The organism is Escherichia sp. 10290 (assembly GCF_030295155.1).
Classification (GTDB): Bacteria; Pseudomonadota; Gammaproteobacteria; order Enterobacterales; family Enterobacteriaceae; genus Escherichia; species Escherichia coli_F.
In genome coordinates, this window is record NZ_AP025741.1 from 4,508,447 (window position 1) to 4,527,226 (window position 18,780).

Sequence of the window (18,780 nt, forward strand, 5' to 3'; positions counted from 1 at the left end):
GGGGCGCTACGAAAAAAAAGCGTAAATCTGGCATCGGCTTGCCGCGAGCGGTCGTATATTTTGATCTTCAGAGGCTATTTTATCGATTCAGCTGTAGTAAAATTACGCAAATTTTGACTCTTGAGTATGAGGTTGTCGCAATGTCGGTTTCTAAAAAACCTATGGTACTGGTGATTCTGGATGGCTATGGCTATCGCGAAGAACAGCAGGATAACGCCATTTTTAGTGCTAAAACCCCGGTAATGGATGCACTGTGGGCCAATCGTCCGCATACCCTGATCGACGCTTCCGGTCTGGAAGTCGGTCTGCCTGACCGTCAAATGGGTAACTCCGAAGTAGGCCACGTTAACCTGGGTGCCGGCCGCATCGTGTATCAGGACCTGACTCGTCTGGACGTTGAAATCAAAGATCGCGCTTTCTTCGCTAATCCGGTGCTGACTGGTGCGGTAGATAAAGCGAAAAACGCAGGCAAAGCAGTACACATTATGGGTCTGCTCTCCGCAGGTGGTGTACACAGCCACGAAGTTCACATCATGGCGATGGTAGAACTGGCAGCGGAACGCGGCGCAGAAAAAATCTACCTGCACGCATTCCTTGACGGTCGCGACACCCCGCCGCGCAGTGCTGAATCCTCGCTGAAAAAATTCGAAGAGAAATTTGCCGCGCTGGGCAAAGGCCGCGTAGCGTCCATCATTGGTCGTTACTACGCAATGGACCGCGACAATCGTTGGGATCGCGTTGAAAAAGCGTATGACCTGCTGACGCTGGCGCAGGGCGAATTCCAGGCCGACACCGCTGTTGCCGGTTTGCAGGCTGCTTATGCTCGCGACGAAAACGACGAATTCGTGAAAGCGACCGTTATCCGTGCTGAAGGCCAGCCAGACGCGGCAATGGAAGACGGCGATGCGCTGATTTTCATGAACTTCCGTGCTGACCGCGCGCGTGAAATCACTCGTGCTTTCGTGAACGCTGATTTCGACGGCTTCGCGCGTAAGAAAGTGGTTAAGATCGATTTCGTGATGCTGACCGAATACGCCGCTGATATCAAAACTGCGGTTGCTTACCCGCCAGCTTCTCTGGTTAACACCTTCGGCGAGTGGATGGCGAAAAACGACAAAACTCAACTGCGTATTTCCGAAACCGAAAAATATGCTCACGTCACTTTCTTCTTTAACGGTGGTGTAGAAGAGTCGTTCAAAGGCGAAGACCGCATTCTGATCAACTCGCCGAAAGTGGCAACTTACGACCTGCAGCCAGAAATGAGTTCCGCAGAGCTGACCGAAAAACTGGTTGCGGCCATCAAGAGCGGCAAATACGACACTATCATCTGTAACTATCCTAACGGCGACATGGTAGGTCACACCGGGGTGATGGAAGCAGCGGTTAAAGCCGTTGAAGCGCTGGATCACTGCGTGGATGAAGTTGCGAAAGCGGTTGAGTCTGTAGGTGGACAACTGCTGATCACCGCTGACCACGGTAACGCTGAACAGATGCGCGATCCGGCAACGGGTCAGGCACACACGGCACACACCAACCTGCCAGTTCCGCTGATTTACGTTGGTGATAAGAACGTGAAAGCGGTTGAAGGCGGCAAACTTTCTGACATCGCGCCGACCATGTTGTCGCTGATGGGTATGGAAATCCCGCAAGAGATGACTGGTAAGCCGCTGTTCATCGTGGAATAATCCCTCCCCATGAGGGGAAAGGCGATTAATACCATGACACGGGCCGTGAAACCGCGCAGGTTTGCAATCAGGCCCATCATCTACGCCAGCGTTCTTAGCGCTGGCGTATTGTTGTGCGCCTTTTCCGCCCACGCGGATGATCGCGACCAACTCAAATCCATTCAGGCCGATATCGCCGCGAAAGAGCGCGCGGTACGCCAAAAACAACAACAACGCTCCAGCCTGCTTGCTCAGTTGAAAAAGCAGGAAGAAGCGATCTCGGAAGCCACCCGTAAGCTGCGCGAAACGCAAAACACGCTCAATCAACTGAATAAACAGATTGATGAGATGAACGCGTCGATTGCCAAACTGGAGCAGCAAAAAGCCGCCCAGGAGCGCAGCCTCGCCGCACAACTGGATGCCGCATTCCGTCAGGGCGAGCATACCGGTATTCAGCTGATTCTCAGCGGTGAAGAAAGCCAGCGTGGACAGCGTTTACAGGCTTATTTCGGCTATCTCAACCAGGCGCGACAAGAAACCATTGCTCAGTTGAAACAAACGCGTGAAGAAGTCGCTATGCAACGCGCCGAGCTGGAAGAGAAACAGAGCGAGCAACAAACACTGTTATATGAGCAGCGAGCCCAACAGGCGAAGCTGACCCAGGCGCTGAACGATCGTAAAAAGACGCTGGCTGGGCTAGAGTCTTCCATCCAGCAAGGTCAACAACAGTTGAGCGAGCTGCGCGCCAACGAATCTCGTCTACGTAACAGCATTGCCCGTGCGGAAGCGGCGGCGAAAGCGCGTGCTGAACGTGAGGCGCGCGAAGCCCAGGCGGTTCGCGACCGTCAGAAAGAAGCGACGCGCAAAGGCACCACCTACAAACCGACCGAAAGCGAAAAATCGCTGATGTCCCGAACTGGTGGCCTGGGAGCGCCGCGTGGTCAGGCATTCTGGCCGGTTCGCGGGCCGACGCTGCATCGTTATGGCGAGCAGCTACAGGGTGAGCTGCGCTGGAAAGGGATGGTGATTGGTGCTTCTGAAGGTACTGAAGTTAAAGCGATTGCCGACGGTCGGGTGATTCTGGCTGACTGGCTGCAAGGCTACGGTCTGGTGGTGGTGGTTGAGCATGGTAAAGGCGACATGAGTCTTTACGGCTATAATCAGAGCGCACTGGTGAGCGTTGGTTCGCAGGTTCGCGCGGGCCAGCCAATTGCACTGGTGGGCAGCAGTGGCGGTCAGGGTCGGCCTTCACTCTATTTCGAAATTCGCCGCCAGGGTCAGGCGGTCAATCCACAGCCGTGGTTGGGAAGATAAGTTTTGTTTCCATTTCGTCGTAACGTTCTTGCATTTGCCGCTCTGTTGGCGCTCTCCTCCCCTGTACTTGCTGGCAAACTTGCCATCGTCATTGATGATTTTGGGTATCGCCCACACAACGAAAACCAGGTGCTGGCGATGCCTTCCGCTATCTCCGTCGCTGTATTACCCGATTCACCGCACGCCAGAGAGATGGCGACCAAAGCGCATAACAGCGGTCACGAAGTGTTGATTCATCTGCCGATGGCACCGTTGAGTAAACAGCCGCTGGAGAAAAATACGCTGCGCCCGGAGATGAGCAGCGACGAAATTGAGCGCATTATTCGTAGTGCGGTCAATAACGTGCCCTATGCCGTGGGGATCAACAACCACATGGGCAGCAAGATGACCTCTAACCTGTTTGGTATGCAGAAAGTGATGCAGGCACTGGAGCGTTACAATCTTTACTTCCTCGACAGCGTAACCATCGGTAATACCCAGGCGATGCGCGCCGCGCAAGGCACTGGCGTGAAGGTTATTAAACGGAAGGTGTTCCTCGACGATTCACAGAACGAAGCAGACATCCGTGTGCAGTTTAATCGTGCAATTGACCTGGCGCGTCGCAACGGTTCAACCATTGCCATTGGGCATCCTCACCCTTCAACGGTACGCGTGTTGCAACAGATGGTTTATAACCTGCCGCCAGACATTACACTGGTGAAAGCCAGCAGCTTGCTGAATGAACCGCAGGTTGATACTTCTACACCGCCGATAAACGCTGTGCCTGATGCACCGCATAATCCGTTCCGTGGCGTGAAACTGTGTAAACCGAAGAAACCGCTGGAACCGGTTTATGCTAATCGCTTCTTTGAAGTATTAAGCGAAAGCATCAGCCAGAGCACGCTGATCGTTTACTTCCAGCATCAGTGGCAAGGCTGGGGCAAGCAGCCCGAAGCGGCAAAACTTAACGCTAGCGCAAATTAAAGGCGCTACGCGTAATGCGATGGTGCGACCGTGTTTTGTCGCGCCATTGCCATAAGCGGAAAGACCACAGTAACGCCTGATAACCCACCTTTATGCTGCGTACATTGGAAATCAGGCGCTTATACATACCGGAAGTAAATATCTCAGCAATCATCCGTTGGCGGGTAATAATATCTGGCTCTTTACGTACCGCATGGCAAACACGTAATGCTTCGTAAGTTATTTGTTGATGAAATTCCGGGTAAATCACTATTCTGTCTGCGTAATCGCGATTTAACTTTTCCAACAGTCGGGTAATCTTAATATAGTGGCGTTGATAATTAAGGTTTTTATTTCCCTGTCTATTCAATCGGCTCACTGACGTATTATGCAAATAATATTTATATAACGATTGCTCGGTATATCGCACGCGTTGCGCGTTAAACATAAATTCTGTTGTCCAGACAATATCCTGATGATGTAATCCGGCAATAAATTTAATGTTATTTTTAACAATGACATCACGACGATAAATGCCCATCCAGACAACATGAGTCCAACGGCGGGAAGAAAGCCCCATCCGCAACCAATCAGGGCCGGTTAATACGCCGGTTGAGCGAAGGCGATCGCTGGGGATGGATTGCCAGGTTTCTCCCGTTTCACGAAAACACCAGTCAGCGTTGCACTGCGCCACGTCGAGGTCGTCCTCTAACGCCATGGTCATCAGCGTTTCGTACATAGTGGGATAGACCTCATCGTCAGCATCGACAAAAGCGACATATTTACCCGTCGCCGCCTCGATCCCACGATTACGCGCCACCGATGCGCCGGCATTCGCCTGATGCAGCAAACGAACGTGCGGATAGTTTTCCGCGTAATGCTTTGCTATTTCAACAGAATTATCCGTTGAACCATCGTTAATAATAATGATTTCCAGAGCAGTCCAGGTTTGCGCGATTAAAGATTCCATGCAAGTACGGAAATCATCTCCCGCATTATATAACGGGATAATAACACTGAGTTTATTGGTGCTGTTCATCATAAATACCGACGACCTCTGAAGTTATCCTGATGTTTTACAGGCTTTGTATTAAGAAACCATTAAGCCTGTGAGATATTATTTTTACAGGTGAGAGAGTCACTTCAGGGTAGAGAGATAATGAGAGCAGCTATATAAGAGATCAGCGCAATTACGATATCTTTATTACACTGACAGGATTTTACATATTTAACGGATTATCCTCAGGAAAAAGGGCTGGAATACCAGCCCTTGTTCGTGTTAATCCCAGCTCAGAATAACTTTCCCGGACTGGCCCGAACGCATAGCGTCAAAGCCCTTCTGGAAATCATCGATAGAGAAACGATGGGTAATGATCGGCGAGAGATCGAGGCCAGACTGAATCAGCGCCGCCATCTTGTACCAGGTTTCAAACATCTCACGACCGTAAATACCTTTAATGAACAAGCCTTTAAAGATCACTTTGGTCCAGTCGATAGACATATCAGACGGCGGAATACCCAGCATCGCAATGCGACCGCCGTGGTTCATGGTGTCGAGCATGGTACGAAACGCTGGCGGCGCACCGGACATTTCCAGACCGACATCAAAGCCTTCGGTCATGCCTAACTCCGCCATCACGTCATTGAGATTTTCTTTGGCGACGTTAACCGCACGGGTGATACCCATTTTACGCGCCAGCTCAAGGCGGTATTCATTAACATCCGTGATCACCACGTTGCGTGCACCGACGTGTTTCGCCACCGCCGCAGCCATAATACCTATCGGGCCTGCACCAGAGACCAGCACATCCTCGCCCACCAGATCAAACGACAGCGCGGTATGCACGGCGTTACCGAAGGGATCAAAAATGGAAGCCAGATCATCGGAGATATTGTCGGGGATTTTGAAAGCGTTGAACGCCGGAATCACCAGATACTCGGCGAAGCAGCCCGGACGGTTAACGCCGACGCCGATCGTGTTGCGGCACAGATGTGTACGACCGCCACGACAGTTGCGGCAATGACCACAAGTGATATGGCCTTCGCCAGAAACGCGATCGCCGATCTTGAAGCCTTTCACTTCCTGACCGATGCCAACCACCTCACCGACATATTCATGGCCTACAACCATCGGTACTGGGATGGTTTTTTGCGACCACTCATCCCAGTTATAGATGTGAACGTCAGTCCCGCAGATGGCTGTTTTACGGATTTTAATCAGCAGATCGTTATGTCCGAGTTCCGGTTCAGGAACGTCGGTCATCCAGATGCCCTCTTCCGCTTTCAGTTTGGATAACGCTTTCATCTCACATCCTCACTCAGGCGATTACGCCCAGTTGTTTACCAATACGCGTGAACGCTTCTACCGCACGCGTAATTTGCTCAGGGGTATGCGCCGCAGACATCTGGGTACGAATACGCGCCTGACCTTTCGGAACGACCGGATAGAAGAAACCGGTGACGTAAATGCCCTCTTTTTGCAGTTCACGTGCAAATTTTTGCGCCACTACAGCATCGCCAAGCATGACCGGAATAATGGCGTGATCGGCACCCGCCAGGGTAAAGCCCGCCGCCGACATTTGCTCACGGAACTGACGCGCGTTCGCCCACAGACGGTCACGCAACTCGCTACCCGCTTCAACCATCTCCAGCACTTTGATGGAAGCGGCAACAATGGCCGGTGCCAACGAGTTGGAGAACAGGTACGGACGAGAACGCTGGCGCAGCCACTCAACCACTTCTTTGCGCGCCGCGGTATAACCACCAGAAGCCCCGCCCAGCGCTTTACCGAGCGTGCCGGTGATAATATCGACCCGGCCCATCACATCGCAGTATTCATGGGAACCACGACCATTTTCACCGACAAAACCAACGGCGTGGGAGTCGTCTACCATCACCAGGGCATCGTATTTATCTGCCAGATCGCAAACACCTTTCAGGTTGGCAATCACGCCGTCCATCGAGAACACACCATCGGTGGCAATCAGCACATGACGCGCACCGGCTTCACGCGCTTCTTTCAGACGTGCTTCCAGCTCCTGCATATCGTTGTTGGCATAACGATAGCGTTTAGCTTTGCACAGACGCACACCATCAATAATAGACGCGTGGTTCAGTGCGTCGGAGATAATGGCGTCTTCCGCGCCCAACAGCGTTTCGAACAGGCCACCGTTAGCATCAAAGCAGGAAGAGTAGAGAATCGCATCTTCCATCCCCAGGAAGGCCGCCAGTTTTTGTTCAAGCTCTTTATGGCTGTCCTGAGTGCCGCAAATAAAACGCACCGAAGCCATGCCGAAACCGTGAGAATCCATTCCCGCCTTTGCCGCCGCAATCAGATCCGGATGATTCGCCAGTCCGAGATAGTTATTGGCACAAAAGTTAATGACGTGGCTTCCATCAGCCACCGTGATGTCTGCTTGTTGCGCAGACGTAATAATGCGCTCTTCTTTAAACAACCCTTCCACCCTTGCGGTTTCCAGATCGTTGGTTAACTGCTGATAAAATTCTCCACGCATTGCGATTCTCCAGACAGGGCAAATTCCAGCACATATTACCCAAACTTATAGGTTGCGACGAGATGACGCGTTAACACTTCTGCAAAATTCAGGATAAATAACGTCCATCAATCTCACTTTTGGCGAATGGCTGAAGCGAACGCCGTGTAGTGATATGATAGAAGCATTCGTGTCTGAGATTGTCTCTGACTCCATAATTCGAAGGTTACAGTTATGATCATCGTTACCGGCGGCGCGGGCTTTATCGGCAGCAATATCGTTAAGGCCCTGAATGATAAAGGCATCACCGATATTCTGGTGGTGGACAACCTGAAAGACGGCACCAAGTTTGTGAACCTGGTCGATCTGGATATCGCGGACTATATGGATAAGGAAGACTTCCTGATCCAGATTATGGCTGGCGAAGAGTTCGGCGATGTCGAAGCGATTTTCCACGAAGGCGCGTGCTCTTCCACCACCGAGTGGGATGGCAAGTATATGATGGATAACAACTATCAATACTCCAAAGAGCTGCTGCACTACTGTCTGGAACGCGAAATCCCGTTCCTGTATGCCTCTTCCGCGGCCACTTACGGCGGTCGCACCTCCGACTTTATTGAATCCCGCGAGTACGAAAAACCGTTGAACGTCTACGGTTACTCAAAATTCCTGTTTGATGAATATGTTCGCCAAATCCTGCCAGAAGCGAACTCGCAGATTGTTGGCTTCCGCTATTTCAACGTTTATGGACCGCGTGAAGGCCATAAAGGCAGCATGGCGAGCGTCGCTTTCCATCTCAACACTCAGCTTAACAACGGTGAATCACCGAAGCTGTTCGAAGGTAGCGAGAACTTCAAACGTGACTTCGTCTATGTGGGCGACGTGGCTGATGTGAATCTGTGGTTCCTGGAAAATGGCGTTTCCGGCATCTTCAACCTCGGCACCGGTCGTGCAGAATCCTTCCAGGCAGTAGCAGATGCTACGCTTGCTTATCACAAGAAAGGCCAGATCGAATACATTCCGTTCCCGGATAAACTGAAAGGCCGCTATCAGGCGTTCACTCAGGCAGATCTGACGAATCTGCGCGCGGCGGGTTACGACAAACCGTTCAAAACCGTTGCTGAAGGTGTAACGGAATACATGGCCTGGCTGAATCGCGACGCATAAGAGCTCTGCATGAAAATACTGGTGATCGGCCCGTCTTGGGTTGGCGACATGATGATGTCGCAAAGTCTCTATCGCACGCTCCAGGCGCGCTATCCCCAGGCGATAATCGACGTGATGGCACCGGCATGGTGCCGTCCGTTATTATCGCGGATGCCGGAAGTTAACGAAGCTATCCCTATGCCTCTCGGTCACGGAGCGCTGGAAATCGGCGAACGCCGCAAACTGGGTCATAGTCTGCGTGAAAAGCGCTACGACCGCGCCTACGTCTTACCCAACTCCTTCAAGTCCGCATTAGTGCCTTTCTTCGCGGGTATTCCTCATCGCACCGGCTGGCGCGGCGAGATGCGCTACGGTTTACTTAACGATGTACGCGTGCTCGATAAAGAAGCCTGGCCGCTAATGGTGGAACGCTATGTCGCGCTGGCCTATGACAAAGGCATTATGCGTACCGCACAAGATCTGCCGCAGCCATTGTTATGGCCGCAGTTGCAGGTGAGCGAAGGTGAAAAATCATATACCTGTAATCAATTTTCGCTTTCATCAGAACGTCCGATGATTGGCTTTTGCCCCGGAGCGGAGTTTGGTCCGGCAAAACGCTGGCCACACTACCACTATGCGGAGCTGGCAAAGCAGCTGATTGATGAAGGTTATCAGGTGGTTCTGTTTGGCTCGGCGAAAGATCATGAAGCGGGCAATGAGATTCTTGCCGCTTTGAATACCGAGCAGCAGGCATGGTGCCGGAACCTGGCGGGGGAAACACAGCTTGATCAAGCAGTTATCCTGATTGCAGCCTGTAAAGCCATTGTCACTAACGATTCTGGCCTGATGCACGTTGCGGCGGCGCTCAATCGTCCTTTGGTTGCCCTGTATGGTCCGAGTAGCCCGGACTTCACACCGCCACTATCCCATAAAGCGCGCGTGATCCGCCTGATTACCGGCTATCACAAAGTGCGTAAAGGTGACGCTGCGGAGGGTTATCACCAGAGCTTGATCGACATTACTCCCCAGCGCGTACTGGAAGAACTCAACGCGCTATTGTTACAAGAGGAAACCTGACGGATGCGGGTTCTGATCGTTAAAACATCGTCGATGGGCGATGTTCTCCATACGCTGCCCGCACTCACTGATGCCCAGCAGGCAATCCCAGGGATTAAGTTTGACTGGGTGGTGGAAGAAGGGTTCGCACAGATTCCTTCCTGGCACGCTGCCGTTGAGCGAGTTATTCCTGTGGCAATACGTCGCTGGCGTAAAGCCTGGTTCTCGGCCCCCATAAAAGCTGAACGCAAAGCGTTTCGTGAAGCGCTACAAGCAGAGAACTATGACGCAGTTATCGACGCTCAGGGGCTGGTAAAAAGCGCGGCGCTGGTGACGCGTCTGGCGCATGGCGTAAAGCATGGAATGGACTGGCAAACCGCTCGCGAACCCTTAGCCAGCCTGTTTTACAATCGTAAGCATCATATTGCAAAACAGCAGCACGCCGTAGAACGCACCCGCGAACTGTTTGCCAAAAGTCTGGGCTATAGCAAACCGCAAACCCAGGGCGATTATGCTATCGCACAGCATTTCCTGACGAACCTGCCTACAGATGCTGGCGAATATGCCGTATTTCTTCATGCGACGACCCGTGATGATAAACACTGGCCGGAAGAACACTGGCGAGAATTGATTGGTTTACTGGCTGATTCAGGAATACGGATTAAACTTCCGTGGGGCGCGCCGCATGAGGAAGAACGGGCGAAACGACTGGCGGAAGGATTTGCTTATGTTGAAGTATTGCCGAAGATGAGTCTGGAAGGCGTTGCTCGTGTGCTGGCGGGCGCTAAATTTGTGGTGTCGGTGGATACGGGGTTAAGCCATTTAACGGCGGCACTGGATAGACCCAATATCACGGTTTATGGACCTACCGATCCGGGATTAATTGGTGGGTATGGGAAGAATCAGGTAGTTTGCATGGCACCGGGAAAAAGTTTAATTAATCTCAACGGTCAAGCAGTTTTGGAAAAACTATCATCATTATAAAGGTAAAACATGCCAACCTTCATTAAACTTCATTCATGGAAACCTTACACTCTGAAATCATCTATGATTTTAGAGGTAATAACTTATATATTATGTTTTCTTTCATTGATAATTGCATTCGTCGATAACACTTTCAGCATAAAGATATATAATATCACTGCTATAGTTTGCCTATTATCACTAATTTTACGTGGCAGACAAGGAAATTACAATATAAAAAATATTATTCTGCCCCTTTCTATATTTTTTATAGGCTTGCTTGATTTAATTTGGTATTCTATATTTAAAGTAGATAACTCGCCATTTCGTGCTACTTACCATAGTTATTTAAATACTGCCAAAATATTTATATTTGGTTCTTTTATTGTTTTTTTAGCACTAACTAGTCAGCTAAAAAATAAAAAAGAGAGTGTATTATACATTTTATATTCTCTGTCATTTATAATTGCTGGATATGCAATGTATATTAATAGCATTCATGAATATGACCGTATTTCTTTTGGTGTAGGAACGGCAACAGGAGCGGCATATTCAACAATGCTAATAGGGATAGTTAGTGGTGTTGCGATTCTTTATACTAAGAAGAACCATCCTTTTTTATTTTTATTAAATAGTTGCGCGGTACTTTATGTTCTGGCACTAACACAAACCAGAGCAACACTACTCCTGTTTCCTGGAATTTGTGCTGTTACATTAATAGCTTATTATAATAAATCACCTAAGAAATTTACTTCCGCTATTGTTCTTCTAATTGCTATATTGGCGAGTATTGTAATTATATTTAATAAACCAATACAGAATCGCTATAATGAAGCATTAAATGATTTAAACAGTTATACCAATGCTAATAGCGTGACTTCCTTAGGTGCAAGGCTGGCAATGTACGAAATTGGTTTGGATATATTCAAAAAGTCACCTTTTTCATTTAGATCTGCAGAGTCGCGCGCTGAAAGTATGAATTTGTTAGTTGCAGAACACAACAGGCTAAGAGGGGCATTGGAGTTTTCTAACGTACACCTACATAATGAGATAATTGAAGCAGCGTCACTAAAAGGTCTGATGGGGATTTTTTCTACCCTTTTCCTCTATTATTCACTATTTTATACAGCATATAAAAAACGCGCATTGGGTTTGTTGATATTAACGCTTGGCATAGTGGGGATTGGACTCAGTGATGTAATCATATGGGCACGCAGCATTCCAATTATCGTTATATCAGCTATAGTCCTCTTACTCGTTATTAATAATCGCAACAATACTATTAATCAAGAATAGACAAGTTTAAGAAGTGAGTTAAAACTCACTTCTTATCTATACAACTTAATCTCTTTACTGAATCAGTTAAAGTTTCAGGATCGATATCTTTTACCGTAAATGTTGGGGATACTATTTGTATAGACCGATGATTATTTGGGGACCAAATTAAATGTGAGGGATATTCCGGAGTGCGTGAATTAGGATAAAATGCAAGCGTTGGTTTATGATAAGCCGCAGCGATATGAACAAGAGCTGTATCAACAGAAATGACAAAATCACTATACCTGGTCAACGCAACGGTATAAATAAACTCATCAAATGGTAGTGTTTCGATTTCAGGTATTGGTATTGTCAATAAATCTTGCGGCAACCCAGTAAATATCACTCGATAATTCTCAAATTGTACTTTCACTTCTTGATATATAACTTTTATTTGCTCAAACGTAAGTCGGCATATTTTTTTTGCACCTAATGGGTTAATGATGACTATCCTTGTATTCCCAATAAAATCTATTATTTTATTTTCAACATCTACAGGCAAATGCAAGTCGTAGTCGGTGGAAAATTCACCCTCACCATAAATATGCTTCAGTATTTCTATTGCTCGTGTACTCATATGTTCTTTTAAACATTCATCATGGGGATGGTAAAATGAATAGTAACGCTTATACCATTGATCAAAACCCAGAATGTAAGAATCTTTTAAACTTGATAATATTAAGCTATGCTTAAATGAGGGCATAGTTTCAAAGGGGTCTAATACAATATCGAACTGTAAATCCCGCAAATGCTTACATAGAGTAAGCATTTTAAGGAAACCTGTTGATTCTTTAATACAGAATCCAAATATATTTTTATTGTTAGAGAGAAACTCCCCTCCCTTTCTATTTGTGAGAATGGTTATTTTAACTCCTTTACTATAAAGCTCACGATAAATCGAACTTAATACAATTAAATCACCGAGTTTATTATTATCATGAATGATAAGGCATGATTTAACTTGTGCGAGATCTGTAACTTGGTTATTGATTTTTTTACGAAATAAAAAAGAAAGAAAATTAATCTTGATTTTGTTTATATAAAATCTTTTCTTTTTGTGAAAAGTTCCTAAACGCATTTTTATACCATATAATTTTAGTTTCAGGATGATTAATTAGCATAAGAATCAGTTGAAGCTTTATATTCCATTTTTTTTCTTATCTTATCCTTTGACTCTTCTGTACTGATATCGAGAGGTTTAATAAATGGAATTACATCGTAAGAAATAGCCGTATCATCTGACAAATTATAAATATTAATATCTTCTACATTATCACGCATAAAACGGAAAAATGGCAAGATTTTATACAAATCCCTACTCAATTCCGAGGGCATAGGATTGTTACTTTCGTCATAGAAACGAGAACAACTACCAGTTAAATCAAGACCAGAACAAATAATCCGCGCATACTTAAGTGTATATGCTATTTGAATTGCAGCAAAGGCAATAGTATGGCATGAGCAATAACCAAGACTGATGTCCTTGCTAAATCCGACCAGACGACCTTTTTTAGACAACGGTACAGAGATCAGCAGTTCTTTATGAATCTGACTTAATATATTAAATTTTATCTTCTTTATCAAACCGCCTTTTTCTCGGCGGTAAAAGGACCGTAATACGAGGCAGTTTTGGAGGATATAAAGTTTATCTTCTTTGGAAGCGTGTTCATAAACGTCGACGTTTACTATGGTATAACGACTTCTCTGGCTAAATTTATAAAAATCATCACGACGCTGATGCAAGAAGCGAACATCAGTAAGTACATAAATATAGGGAATAATATTATGACTTAGTAGATATTGCGCGGAACCATTGACAGCAATAACATCCCTTGTCTGCAGAACTGACAATGGTGTTTTTTGCGATGTGGGGCCGGAAAGAAAAATAATAACATCATCAGACGTTTTACTTTCTATCAGGTTTTCAACATCTTTTTTGTCAATGTATCTAATATTCTTCATGATAAACCTGTGAAATAATAACTCCGCATAGAAATGTTCTGACGAAGACGTTTAAATGTAAGACTTTTACTTTATCGTGCTGGCTTTCCTTTCAAGCGGCGCATAAGATTACGTATTTTTTTACGATAAACTAAAAGATAATAACCGAGATCTTTAATCTCATTCTTAATACCATAATGTCGTTCTAGATCAATACGATCTTTCGCTTTACGTTGTGAAGATGCCCGTTTTCCTGAAAGATCAATAATGCGTACTTCACCATTTTCAATAATAAAATTACCACGGTGAGGATCACCAGATACCATACCATGTTCGTGCAATGAACGGATTGATTGTTGAATTTTATTTTTTAACGTTTCATCAATATCGGGGATATCACACAACTCAACGCCATCGATATATTCGATAAGCATGATGTAAGTATGGACAAAACGTAATGTTTTCCGTTCTGCTAACAAATAGAAGTCATTGAGAGAATGTAGCCCCTCGTTACGCACTTTTTGAGTTTGCTCAAAAAGGCGTTCATAATAATCTCCCTTTAAAAGAGATTTAAAGAAACGTTCGTTGCGTTTAACTTTAGGAGAAAAAACTTTAAGTATCAATTTACCGTAATCGGTATCAATAAGCATGACTTTTGTATCATCTATAGAACGAAAAACTTTGATGATATTAATATCATAAGAAAGAAAGTCATTTAATACATTGAGATACTTTGAATTGTTTTCATCGGTAAAAACAACCAAGTCTTTGATCTTGCTCTTCTGAATCATAATAAACCAGTTAAATGTTATTTACGGTAATATTTTCGGCAAAGATAACAGACTCCTGCTATAATTCCTGAGATATAGTGACGCTGCACTAAAAGATGTTTATATCTTTTTTTAAATTCAATAATTGATTTTGCATCTCGTGGCGAGTCATCTTTCCATGGCGAATTTTCTAAAGCTATTTTATAGTATTTTACCGATGGATAAATTGCCCATTTGTGCCACGGTTTAGTTGCACCTGTATAATGAATAAGAAGAGTACTTTCTGTAATCAGCTTTTTATAGTTTTGATGTGTTTTATCTTTTAATTCACTTTTAATTGTATAAATTGTATTGTACTCACGAGGCAAAAATATTGTCATCCCTTTCAGTAAGACATTCATAACATCCTGATCAGGGTATTTATAAACATTATCTTTACTCATAAGAATAGACAACGCTTTTTCTGTTAGTTTTGCGTCAGCCCATTTTTTTAAATCTAAATAAACGACACCAGAATTAAAGTACTGCCCAAGTAATTCAGGATCAGACAACCTGGATACCGCCTTTTCCTGCATTGGCTCAACATCTTTAACAACAGCAGCAACCGCTCCGTTTAAATCCAGATGCAATAGTTGGCTAATATCGCCTTTACAAACAACATCTGCATCAAGATAAAGCAAACGATCAAGCGTTAAACCCAATAATTGAAATGCAAATAAACGGAAGTACATTGCTCTTGACCAGACCTGTGTACAAGGCAAGCACTGGAGCTTATCAGTGTTAATTCTATATAACGTGATTCTTAATTGGTATTGCTCTGCAAGCTTTGCAACTTTTTGAAAAAAACCATCATTATAAACATCAGCAATAATATAAAAATCAAGATTAATATGTCGATTATTTAGGACAATTGATGTGATGGAAATACCTACACCATCAAGATAATTAGCATCGACACCATAGGCAACATTTAAACATTCAGAAGTATTTATATTAGCAAGCCGAAAATCCCAGGCTTTAACTTTATCTATCTCTATGGCAGGAAATGAGTCCACAATGCTACCCTTATATCATTACTTTATAGTTTCCCAGTTTTAATGCTTTATCTTTTCAATAAAATAAAAAAGATAGTTGCTAAATCCTTTTAGATATCTATGCTTTTTAAGCATATGTTTTGCGCTATATCTTAATTGATTGCTATTGTTCGGTTTCAGCAACGCCGTATTCTTCCATGGCGAAGCATTTTTTGCCTCCATAAAGGCTTGTGATACAGGATAATCCCAGGCCCAATCATGCCAGGGCTTGGTTGGTCCGATATAATGGATAAAAATAGTATCGTTGGTTACTGGGTTTATAAAGCTTTCTTTAAGTTGATAATTTAAGCTAAACTGGGTGTTATATTTAATATCAGCAAAAATAAGTTTATCTGCCAGCAACATATTTAATACATCCTGATCAGGATGTGTTATCTTTTTGATTATTTCTGGCTCATTTAGCATTACAATGGCTCGGGCAGAAACCTGCTGAGCCGCCCATTGGGCAGTATTAATCAATAAAAAACCCGAGTTAAAGTAACCTTTAGCAATTCCCACAACACCTAACGAATGGGCGCGTTTTTCCCACCAGTCAGCTTGCCCTTCTGTAACAACCATTGCGACTTTATCGCCAGGAAATGAGAAATTAATTAGTGGCTCAATATTCCCCTGACAAATGATATCTGCATCCAGATAAAGGACTTTAGACGCCTTATTAATAAAGTAATCTGCAATAACAAAACGAAAATATATTGCATGAGTCCAATTCTTTGTGCTAGGCAATGAGCGCAGTCGATCACCATTAATCAGATATATTTTAATTCTGGTTTCATACTGCAACGCCAGGGCATCAAAATACTTACGATCATCATCACCAAAATAATCAGTAAAAATATGGAAACACAATCGACTTCCTTCATTATACTTTAATATTGAAGCAATCGAAATTCCGCAACCAAATAGAAAATTTTTGTCAGTTCCATAAGCGATGTCCAGACAAAGATTTTCTGTTTCTACTTTATGATTATAATCAATAACTGAATTAAGAAACTCAGTTTCCTGGAAAAACACCTGCTGCATTATTTCCTCCGGGAAATAGCAGAAATAATTATCTTATGTAATCTATCGTAATACTTCGATTGGTAAAACTTATCGATCGACGCAGGAATTTTTTCATGTTCGATATGAATTTCACCTGCTATATATTTATTTAGAAGAGTTACAAAACCAGCAATATCTCCCGGTTGATACAGATGACCATTGACATCAGGTTGAATAATGTCAGCAGGCCCGGAGACACAATCGGCACTGATACAAGGAATCCCCCATGACAAGGCTTCAAGTAGGGTCATTGGGAAACCTTCAAAAGATGACGTGAGCAATAATGCACTCACTTTTTTAATATCTTGCTGGACCAATTCCCAGGGATGTTGTTGCCAACCATACCAGACAATTCGATCATCAATATTTAGTTCTCTACTATAAGCCTGGCATTTTTCAAAATCGGAACCATCACCCAATACATGGAGTTTCCAGTTACCTTGCGCTTGTGATAAGCCATCAAGCAGGTCTTTAACTCTCTTCTGGCCTTCAAATTTCATACGCCCAACATAAATGAACGTTGCCGTTTCGGCTTCCTCGGGCGCGGGAATGACTGAATCTTTGGCTTCGACGGGATTAAAAATAACATTTATCGTCGATTCTGCTACACCCCGATTAATCATTTGCTGTTTAATGCCAGAGCTGATTGCTAAATGATAGTCGGCACAGGTGATATATTCAGCATGTTTTTTGTGATCTAAAGAAAAATGTGGCCATGAAAATACTGGCACATCAATTCCTGATTTTTTACGTGCTTTTGCGGCAAACAGGCAGGAGATCACATCAATACAAATAACGATATCCGGTTGATAATCCCGCAGCCATTTGCTTAAAGCATAAATATGTTTCGCCCGACGTAAAAAGCCTAAACGAATATTGGAAAATGAACACGAGTACTGTATACCCTCTAGCCATCCCTTATCCATTTTGTCATTACGACAAAAGAAAAACATTTCACTTTGGATATGTTGTTGCCTGAAGTTGCTAATGACATCACGGATGACTGTTTCCATGCCGCCAAATCCAGAAACGGCTTCGCCGATAAACGCTATTTTCATAGAAGATCTCATTAATTGAGTAAAACTCACTGTTTTAACGGTTTTATTTATCTATAAAATCAGAAACAATCGTTGACATCATTTTATCTGGACTGAATTTATATAAACTATCATAATCCATTGGTTTAACAGATGAGTTAATAAAATACTCTAACTTATCCCAATCATCATGACCTATTATAAAAAAGCGAGACTCACTATAGATTTCTGAAGTAAGTATATTTATATTATTGGTGATTAATTTCTTATTGAAAAATAGCGCCTCAAGTATACGAAGAGTCCAACCAGATTGGTTTTCTTTAGTTATATCAACAATTATATTAGCATTTAATGTTCTTCTAATATTCTCTTCATAAGGCATTTGTTTTTCAATCAAATACTTTGAAGTCGGTGATGATGTCTTATCTTTGACAACATTAAAATCTAACTTACATCCTAGTGTTGCTAGTCTATCGGCTAACTCATTAATTATTTGAAGACGCCCTTTATCTCGACCAAGAAAGAAACATATTGGCTGACTGTTATTTTTGTCAGATAAGTTATAATTCGTAATCTCCTCCATCCCTATAGGAAAAAATTGTTCTATTGCTTTGGTCTTTTCATTCCCTATAAATCTATGTTCAAAATCATATATAACATCGAAATAATTGGCGTTATCAAAAATAAAATCTTCGCTAACAGTATTTCTTAGAAGCAAAACTTTATGACAGTTAATGTTTTTTAATATTTGTTTATTGATACCTTTATTAATAACACTGTCATTAAAGATAATTATGTCATCTTTTTTAATATCATTTAGGTAATGTTTGATGAATAATCGCCCCAGCCATGCATTATCCATCCCTATTTTTGAGATTTTCTTATTAATCCAGTTGTATTTTTTTGGTGTCGTTATGTTTTTTATCTTGTACTTTTTTTTCAGGTACTGGATCATTTTTAATTCATAATCTGCAACCCAGTTTATAAAATAAATAGTCATA

At 44.0% G+C, this 18,780-nt stretch carries 17 protein-coding genes; 7 read left to right on the top strand and 10 right to left on the bottom strand.

Features of this window, described 5'->3' with window-relative positions; all coding sequences use genetic code 11:
• Positions 1-140: 140 nt before the first annotated feature.
• From gpmM to QUE74_RS22705, 3 genes are read left to right on the top strand one after another with little or no spacing between them, the layout of a single operon-like run.
• Positions 141-1,685 (top strand): 2,3-bisphosphoglycerate-independent phosphoglycerate mutase, encoded by a 1,545-nt coding sequence (gene gpmM / locus QUE74_RS22695; RefSeq protein WP_001355045.1) that lies wholly within the window; start codon positions 141-143, stop codon positions 1,683-1,685.
• 33 nt (positions 1,686-1,718) lie between these two features.
• The gene (envC, locus tag QUE74_RS22700) at positions 1,719-2,978 is read left to right on the top strand and encodes a murein hydrolase activator EnvC (RefSeq protein ID WP_000196246.1); all 1,260 of its coding nucleotides are present in this window, start codon (positions 1,719-1,721) and stop codon (positions 2,976-2,978) included.
• A 3-nt stretch (positions 2,979-2,981) separates the two neighbouring features.
• On the top strand, positions 2,982-3,941 hold the full coding sequence (locus tag QUE74_RS22705) for a divergent polysaccharide deacetylase family protein (protein WP_000483852.1): 960 nt from the start codon (positions 2,982-2,984) through the stop codon (positions 3,939-3,941).
• Here QUE74_RS22705 and waaH read toward each other — a convergent pair.
• From waaH to kbl, 3 genes are all read right to left on the bottom strand, one after another.
• Positions 3,928-4,962 (bottom strand): UDP-glucuronate:LPS(HepIII) glycosyltransferase, encoded by a 1,035-nt coding sequence (gene waaH / locus QUE74_RS22710; RefSeq protein ID WP_000982072.1) that lies wholly within the window; start codon positions 4,960-4,962, stop codon positions 3,928-3,930. The two genes, QUE74_RS22705 and waaH, sit on opposite strands and share 14 nt — an antisense overlap.
• A gap of 237 nt (positions 4,963-5,199) precedes the next feature.
• On the bottom strand, positions 5,200-6,225 hold the full coding sequence (tdh, locus tag QUE74_RS22715; protein WP_000645982.1) for an L-threonine 3-dehydrogenase: 1,026 nt from the start codon (positions 6,223-6,225) through the stop codon (positions 5,200-5,202).
• Between the two features lie 13 nt (positions 6,226-6,238).
• Complete coding sequence (kbl, locus tag QUE74_RS22720; RefSeq protein ID WP_001213859.1) at positions 6,239-7,435, bottom strand: glycine C-acetyltransferase; 1,197 nt, start codon at positions 7,433-7,435, stop codon at positions 6,239-6,241.
• 213 nt (positions 7,436-7,648) lie between these two features.
• On the opposite strand from kbl, the gene rfaD reads away from it, so the two are divergent.
• Genes rfaD through QUE74_RS22740 form a run of 4 tightly spaced genes read left to right on the top strand, consistent with a single transcriptional unit; the run spans position 7,649 to position 11,875 of the window.
• On the top strand, positions 7,649-8,581 hold the full coding sequence (gene rfaD / locus QUE74_RS22725; protein WP_000587750.1) for an ADP-glyceromanno-heptose 6-epimerase: 933 nt from the start codon (positions 7,649-7,651) through the stop codon (positions 8,579-8,581).
• Between the two features lie 9 nt (positions 8,582-8,590).
• The gene (gene rfaF / locus QUE74_RS22730; RefSeq protein ID WP_000699229.1) at positions 8,591-9,637 is read left to right on the top strand and encodes an ADP-heptose--LPS heptosyltransferase RfaF; all 1,047 of its coding nucleotides are present in this window, start codon (positions 8,591-8,593) and stop codon (positions 9,635-9,637) included.
• Positions 9,638-9,640: 3 nt separating this feature from the next.
• Positions 9,641-10,600 carry a lipopolysaccharide heptosyltransferase RfaC gene (rfaC, locus tag QUE74_RS22735; RefSeq protein WP_001264587.1) on the top strand — a complete coding sequence of 320 codons (960 nt, stop codon included), beginning with the start codon at positions 9,641-9,643 and terminating at the stop codon, positions 10,598-10,600.
• Between the two features lie 9 nt (positions 10,601-10,609).
• The gene (locus QUE74_RS22740; protein WP_001355046.1) at positions 10,610-11,875 is read left to right on the top strand and encodes an O-antigen ligase family protein; all 1,266 of its coding nucleotides are present in this window, start codon (positions 10,610-10,612) and stop codon (positions 11,873-11,875) included.
• A gap of 25 nt (positions 11,876-11,900) precedes the next feature.
• On the opposite strand, the gene QUE74_RS22745 is transcribed toward QUE74_RS22740, so the two are convergent.
• From QUE74_RS22745 to waaS, 7 genes are all read right to left on the bottom strand, one after another.
• Complete coding sequence (locus QUE74_RS22745) at positions 11,901-12,974, bottom strand: glycosyltransferase family 9 protein (RefSeq protein ID WP_001236431.1); 1,074 nt, start codon at positions 12,972-12,974, stop codon at positions 11,901-11,903.
• 32 nt (positions 12,975-13,006) lie between these two features.
• Complete coding sequence (gene waaZ / locus QUE74_RS22750; protein ID WP_000790307.1) at positions 13,007-13,858, bottom strand: 3-deoxy-D-manno-oct-2-ulosonate III transferase WaaZ; 852 nt, start codon at positions 13,856-13,858, stop codon at positions 13,007-13,009.
• Between the two features lie 71 nt (positions 13,859-13,929).
• Positions 13,930-14,628 carry a lipopolysaccharide core heptose(II) kinase RfaY gene (rfaY, locus tag QUE74_RS22755; protein WP_000615252.1) on the bottom strand — a complete coding sequence of 233 codons (699 nt, stop codon included), beginning with the start codon at positions 14,626-14,628 and terminating at the stop codon, positions 13,930-13,932.
• Between the two features lie 17 nt (positions 14,629-14,645).
• The gene (gene rfaJ / locus QUE74_RS22760) at positions 14,646-15,662 is read right to left on the bottom strand and encodes a lipopolysaccharide 1,2-glucosyltransferase RfaJ (protein ID WP_000376838.1); all 1,017 of its coding nucleotides are present in this window, start codon (positions 15,660-15,662) and stop codon (positions 14,646-14,648) included.
• A gap of 39 nt (positions 15,663-15,701) precedes the next feature.
• Complete coding sequence (gene waaO / locus QUE74_RS22765; RefSeq protein WP_286331871.1) at positions 15,702-16,721, bottom strand: lipopolysaccharide 3-alpha-galactosyltransferase; 1,020 nt, start codon at positions 16,719-16,721, stop codon at positions 15,702-15,704.
• Positions 16,721-17,800 (bottom strand): lipopolysaccharide 1,6-galactosyltransferase, encoded by a 1,080-nt coding sequence (waaB, locus tag QUE74_RS22770; protein WP_000683957.1) that lies wholly within the window; start codon positions 17,798-17,800, stop codon positions 16,721-16,723. The genes waaO and waaB overlap by 1 nt, the downstream gene beginning before the upstream one ends.
• Positions 17,801-17,843: 43 nt before the next feature.
• Complete coding sequence (waaS, locus tag QUE74_RS22775) at positions 17,844-18,779, bottom strand: LPS core biosynthesis protein WaaS (protein ID WP_000158224.1); 936 nt, start codon at positions 18,777-18,779, stop codon at positions 17,844-17,846.
• Position 18,780 lies beyond the last annotated feature (1 nt).